Source organism: Loktanella sp. DJP18, assembly GCF_049310965.1.
In the GTDB taxonomy this organism is placed as follows: Bacteria; Pseudomonadota; Alphaproteobacteria; order Rhodobacterales; family Rhodobacteraceae; genus Loktanella.
The window spans coordinates 1-5,325 of sequence record NZ_JBMERN010000191.1; the positions used below are offsets into that span (position 1 = coordinate 1).

Sequence of the window (5,325 nt, forward strand, 5' to 3'; positions counted from 1 at the left end):
CCACTTTCGGCGCATGAAGACCTTGCAGAAATTCGTCGCAGTCCACGCCTCGGTCCACAACCATTTTAACCAGGAGCGCCATCTCTATTCACGACATAACTTTAAGCTGAACCGTGCCGCTGCTCTTTCCGAGTGGCGTCAACTTTGTTCGGCATAGGTTCCGACGTTTCGCGGCAAACTGAGACTGGTTCGAATTAGTCTGACAGCACCGATTTCTTCGGAATTATCAGCCCAGGCACAGGAGAGCTGTCGCTTACCGCTTCACGAAGAAATCATAGGCGACCAAAACCAAGGTCACGGCGACAACAGCAGCCAGATCGATGCGGGGAACCCAAACAATAAGGACGCCCAAAAACGCCGCCAGAACCAAGAAGGCAAAGACCGGCAGCAGTAAGGATCTGAACCTGCCTTCGGGCGCGCGACCCTTTGCCGCATTGGTTGCATCTGCTTCGCGTTGCGTCATGTTCATCCTGCCGCTCCCCTGCCAGCCCAGTGTTCCAGCCACGCGGCCGTCCGCACCAGTCGGGCATCGTCGCGCGGTCTACCCATCACCTGCACGCCCATTGGCAGCGAGCCAGACGGCCCGTCAGCCTGCAGAAGTGGAAGCGATATCGCCGGCGATCCGGTGAAGGACGCCAGTGCATTAAAAACTGAATCCCCTGTCGACCCCAGGCCATCCGGTGCCACCCCCGGCGCGGCAGGCATGAGGATGGCGTCGCAACGCGAGAGGATCGTCTCGAGCCCCGCGCGATATATGCCAGCCCAATCTTGCGCCGCCAGATAGTCGCGGGCGGTAACCTGTCTGCCACGGTCCAGCGCCAACAGCATTTCCGAGGACAGGATCTCACGTCCGCGACTGTCGTAGGTGTAAAGACACTTGGCCATCTCGGCCAGATTTACGACTTCGCGATACGTGGGCGCGCCGGCAAAGCTTTCGGGAAGGTCGGCCTCGAAGCATTGCGTGCCCAGAGCCGCCGCCAGTTCCTCCATTCCCGCGCGCATGTCGGGGCTTGCCTTGTCCCACCATGGTGGGCGCACCAGTGCGAAGGTCGGCGGCACGGGCGGTGCCGATTGCGCCGCATCAAGCAGGCGGGGTGCGGCAAATGGGGGGCGGTCACCGGCCGGATCGTGACCCGCAAGTATGTCCGCCAGCAAGGCCGCGCCCGCAACGTCGCGCGCAAATGTGCCCACCGTGTCGAGGCTGGGCGATTGAATCAGCGCGCCGCGCATGGGAATCAGACCGAAGGACGGCTTGAACCCGACCACACCGACATAAGAGGCGGGCCGCAGGACCGACCCACCGGTCTGAGTGCCCACGGCCAGCGGGACCATTCCTGCGGCGACCGCCGCGGCCGATCCTGCGGAGGACCCGCCCGGGGTGCGGCTATTGTCGAGCGGGTTGCGGGTCCGGGCCGGATGCAGGAAGGCCAGTTCCGTCGTCTCTGTCTTGCCCGCCATCAGTGCCCCCGCGCCGCGTAGGAAGGAAACGGCCAGTGCATCGCGGTCGGGCCGCCGGTCGGCATCCAGCGATGTGCCGTTGGCGGTCGGCATGTCCACCGTATCGAAAATATCCTTGATGCCGACGGGGACTGCGTGGAGGAGGCCGAGTGGTCGGCCCGTCCCGCGCAGGCGGTCAAGCATCAGCGCCTGCCGCATTGCGTGATCCGCATCGAAATAGGCCCAGGCACCAATCTCCGGCTCCCGCGCGGCGATGCGCGCGCCGAGGGCCCGGGCGATCTCGACCGCACGGATCGCCCCGGTGGCCAGCCTGTCGCGCAGTTCGACCGCCGGCAGGTCCAGCAATTCGGGCCGCGGCTGCCCCTTGGCTCCGGGCGCCTCGGGTAGGGGGATTGCCTTGGGTGCCATGGGAATTGCCTCAGCTGCCATAGAAGTAGTTCGGCAACGCGTAGATGAGTGCCGGGAAGTTGTACACGAGGATCATCGCCAGAAGGACCATGGCAAGGTACGGCATGACGCCCTTGAATATCTCTACCAACCGCACCTCGGGCGGGGCAATTCCTTTCAGGTAATATGCGCTCATGGCCATGGGAGGTGTAAGAAACGACGTCTGCAGGTTCAGCGCCACGAGAATGCCGAAGAACAGGGGATCGACATCGAAGACGGCGAGGAGGGGCAGGAAGATCGGCACGAAGATGATGATGATCTCTGACCATTCCAGCGGCCAACCCAGCAAGAAGATGATGAGCTGCGCCAGAATAAGGAACTGCAGCTGCGTCAGGTCCAGCCCCGTCACGAACTCGGAGATCAGTTGCTCGCCGCCCAGGTAGGAGAAGACCGACGAAAAGATATAGGAGCCGACGAACAGCCAACATACCATCGCCGTCGTGCGCACGGTCAGGTAAACACTTTCGCGCAGACGCTGGAACGTCAACGCGCGATAGGCGACGGCGAGGACCAGCCCGCCTAACGCGCCGATCGAGGCGGCCTCGGTGGGGGTTGCGAGACCACCCAGAATCGAGCCCAGCACGGCAAGGATCAGAAGAGCCAGCGGCAGGAACGATGTAAGCAGCAGCCACGCCAGCTCACCCCGGGGCATGTCCGGGATTTCTTCCTTCGTAGGTTTCGGCGCGACGGATGGCTGCAGGATCGCGCGCGTCACGATATAGACCACGTAAAGCCCGGCCAGCAGGAACCCGGGCACCAGCGCGCCAGCATAGAGCCGGACGATGGATACGCCGGATGCGGCGGCATAGACGATCAGCATGATCGAGGGCGGGATCAGGATGCCCAGGGTCCCCCCCGCGCAGATAATCCCGCTGGCGAACGAATGATCATACCGCGCGCGCAGCATTGCGGGCAACGCCAGCAGGCCCATCAGCGTAACCACCGCCCCGACGATGCCCGTTGCCGTCGCGAAGAGGGCGCATGTGACCAGGGCCGCAACGCCCATCGAGCCAGGGACGTTCTTCGACGCGATGTTGAGCGTCGTGAACAGCCGGCCGACGATATTCGCCCGTTCGACGACGTAGCCCATGAACAGGAACAGCGGCACCGCCGTGAGAACCTCGTTCGCCATGACGGTATAGGTCTGGTTGATGAACAGGTCGAAGACGTTGTTGCTTAGATACCCCTCGAACGTGGCTTTGAGGCGCTCTAGCCCCCCGGCTTCCTCCGCCAGCCTGTTGAGGCCGCGGAACATCCGCCCCTCGTCGTAATAGGCATAGTAGCCGAAGCCGATGCCCATCGCCATCAGGGTGAAGGCGATCGGAAAGCCTGCGAAAACGAGTACAATGAAAAGCCCGAGCATGAGCAGGGCGATCTGTGGGTCGGTCACGCCTGTGCGCCTCCGGCAAGATTGTATCGGGGATTCAAGACGCGCCGCCCGACCGGGTCTCGGCCTTGGCTGCCTCGGACATCAGAAGATCCTCGGTCTCTTTCACGTCGTCGGGCGGCGCGGGCCACACACCGGTCCGAAGGCAAAGGATGCAGCGGCAGATTTCGGCAATGCCCTGGATCAGCAGCAGAAGGCCAGCCGCGACTATCACCGCCTTGAACTGAAAAATCGGGATGCCCGCAGGCGAATTTACCGACACCTCGGCATAGCCGAAAGAGCGGGACGCGTATTTGTAGCCTGCGAAGACCAGCGCAAGCACGCCGGGAAAGAAGAAAAGAAAGTAGAGCAGAAAATCGACCCCCGCCTGTACCCTTGGCGGCCAAAGCCGATAGAGGAAGTCGCCGCGCACATGCCCGCCGCACGACAGCGTGTAGGCACCGCCCATCATGAAAAGCGTGCCGTACATGATGAATGACACATCAAGCGACCAAGGAGTCGGTGCATTGAAAGCGTAGCGTACGAGCACCTCGTAGGCTGTGCCGAAAGTCATCAGGATGATCAGCCAGGCGAAGGCCTTGCCGAACCACGCGCTAAGACTGTCTGCGAACCGGACGTAGGTCAGCATAGGAGATCTCCCATTGGGGGTCCCAGGGGGGCCAGAACAGGGTGTCGCCGCCAGCCCCCGTGAAAAAACCGTCAGGCCGGAAGCTTGCCCGGGAAGAAGTAGTTGTAAGCCAGCTTGTAGTCGGGCGAGTTGAGCAGCTCGTAGTAAGCGACCCGCTCGACCCACGAGCGTTGGCTGTCGAGGATCTTTTTCATGAACGGATCCTCTTCCAGGACGGTGATCAGCTCCTTCCATGCCTCGAGCTGGGCCAACTGGATCTCTTGCGGGGTGTTGCGGACCTTCACGCCATCATTGTTCTGCAGCTCTTGCAGGTCCCTGGAATAGTTGTCCAGCGCCAAAGCCGTGTTGGCGGTCGAGGCCGACTCGACCGCGTACAGAACAATCGACCGCAGGCTGTCGTCCAGGTCCTCGAGGAAGGATCGGTTGAACAGGAACTCGAACGCCTCGGAAGCCTGATGGTAAGAGCCGAGATAGTAGTATTCCGCCACGTCCTGCGCACCAAATCGCCGGTCGGAGGTCGGGTTGTTGAACTCGAAGGCGTCAATGACGCCGCGTTCCATCGCCGGTACGATCTCGCCGCCGGGAAGCTGGGACACGGACATACCCATGGACTGCATCAGATCGGCGGCCAGACCGACGGTGCGGTATTTGAGGCCCTGGATGTCGGCCACGCTTTCCACCGGTTCCTTGAACCAGCCAAAAGGCTGCGCGGGCATCGGGAAGCCAAGCATTCCCACAACGTCGAGTCCCATGACCTCCTGGGTCAGCTCGTTATAGAGCTCGCGTCCGCCGCCTTGATAAAACCATGACAGCATCGTGGTCGGGTTGCCGCCGAAGACGGGACCGGTCCCGAAAAGGGAGGCGGCCTTGTTCTTTCCGTACCAATAGGCCGAAACCGAATGCGCGGCGTCGAGTACGCCGTCGTTTACTGCGTCAAGAACCTGAAAGGGTGCGACGACCGCGCCAGCGGGCAACAGATCGACCTTCAGGCGACCACCCGACATCTCCTCGACGCGTGTGGCATATTGCCCCGCCATCTCCTGCCAGACGTCGGAGGCTGGCCAGGACGTCTGCATCTTCATGATCAATGGCGCCTGCGCGAGCACCGCGGGCGCTGCAAGCATACCGGCCGCCGCAGCCGTGCCGCCCAGGGCGCTTCGGCGCAGAAACGAACGGCGCGAGACGCCTTGGATGTCCTCGCGGATGGATGGGTCCTGGTTCGGTGCATTGGTCATGTGAAATCTTCTCCCTGATCTTTCACTGGCGAACTGCCCTTTCAGCACGATAGGCAGGGACATTGCTTCCTGCAAGCAATACGTTGGGCACTGTCAGAGGAAACCTGCTTGAGGCGGGCAGGGCGGTCCCGTAGCGTTTGGGAATGGCAAAACACAGTCCCTTTCGGTAC

The 5,325-nt window shown here is 62.0% G+C and carries 5 protein-coding genes and 1 pseudogene; 1 reads left to right on the top strand and 5 read right to left on the bottom strand.

What is annotated here, in order from left to right:
* A pseudogene (locus ACOI1H_RS23445) lies at positions 1-157 on the top strand (IS6 family transposase); the annotation flags it as partial.
* Between the two features lie 96 nt (positions 158-253).
* Here ACOI1H_RS23445 and ACOI1H_RS23450 read toward each other — a convergent pair.
* The 5 genes from ACOI1H_RS23450 to ACOI1H_RS23470 all read right to left on the bottom strand — a co-directional run bounded on the left by ACOI1H_RS23450 (position 254) and on the right by ACOI1H_RS23470 (position 5,155).
* Positions 254-469, bottom strand: coding sequence for a hypothetical protein (locus tag ACOI1H_RS23450; RefSeq protein ID WP_422440579.1), 216 nt, complete (start codon positions 467-469; stop codon positions 254-256).
* On the bottom strand, positions 466-1,866 hold the full coding sequence (locus ACOI1H_RS23455; RefSeq protein ID WP_422440580.1) for an amidase: 1,401 nt from the start codon (positions 1,864-1,866) through the stop codon (positions 466-468). The genes ACOI1H_RS23450 and ACOI1H_RS23455 overlap by 4 nt, the downstream gene beginning before the upstream one ends.
* Before the next feature lie 10 nt (positions 1,867-1,876).
* Positions 1,877-3,295 carry a TRAP transporter large permease gene (locus tag ACOI1H_RS23460; RefSeq protein WP_422440582.1) on the bottom strand — a complete coding sequence of 473 codons (1,419 nt, stop codon included), beginning with the start codon at positions 3,293-3,295 and terminating at the stop codon, positions 1,877-1,879.
* Between the two features lie 34 nt (positions 3,296-3,329).
* On the bottom strand, positions 3,330-3,920 hold the full coding sequence (locus ACOI1H_RS23465; protein WP_422440584.1) for a TRAP transporter small permease subunit: 591 nt from the start codon (positions 3,918-3,920) through the stop codon (positions 3,330-3,332).
* Positions 3,921-3,991: 71 nt separating this feature from the next.
* Positions 3,992-5,155, bottom strand: a complete 1,164-nt coding sequence (locus ACOI1H_RS23470; RefSeq protein ID WP_422440586.1) for a TRAP transporter substrate-binding protein — start codon at positions 5,153-5,155, stop codon at positions 3,992-3,994.
* Positions 5,156-5,325: the final 170 nt, after the last annotated feature.

Excerpts from the sequence above, each read along its gene's own strand:
- ACOI1H_RS23450 (WP_422440579.1), bottom strand. The coding sequence starts at position 469 with ATGAACATGACGCAACGCGAAGCAGATGCAACCAATGCGGCAAAGGGT.
- ACOI1H_RS23455 (WP_422440580.1), bottom strand. The coding sequence starts at position 1,866 with ATGGCACCCAAGGCAATCCCCCTACCCGAGGCGCCCGGAGCCAAGGGG.
- ACOI1H_RS23465 (WP_422440584.1), bottom strand. The coding sequence starts at position 3,920 with ATGCTGACCTACGTCCGGTTCGCAGACAGTCTTAGCGCGTGGTTCGGC.
- ACOI1H_RS23470 (WP_422440586.1), bottom strand. The coding sequence starts at position 5,155 with ATGACCAATGCACCGAACCAGGACCCATCCATCCGCGAGGACATCCAA.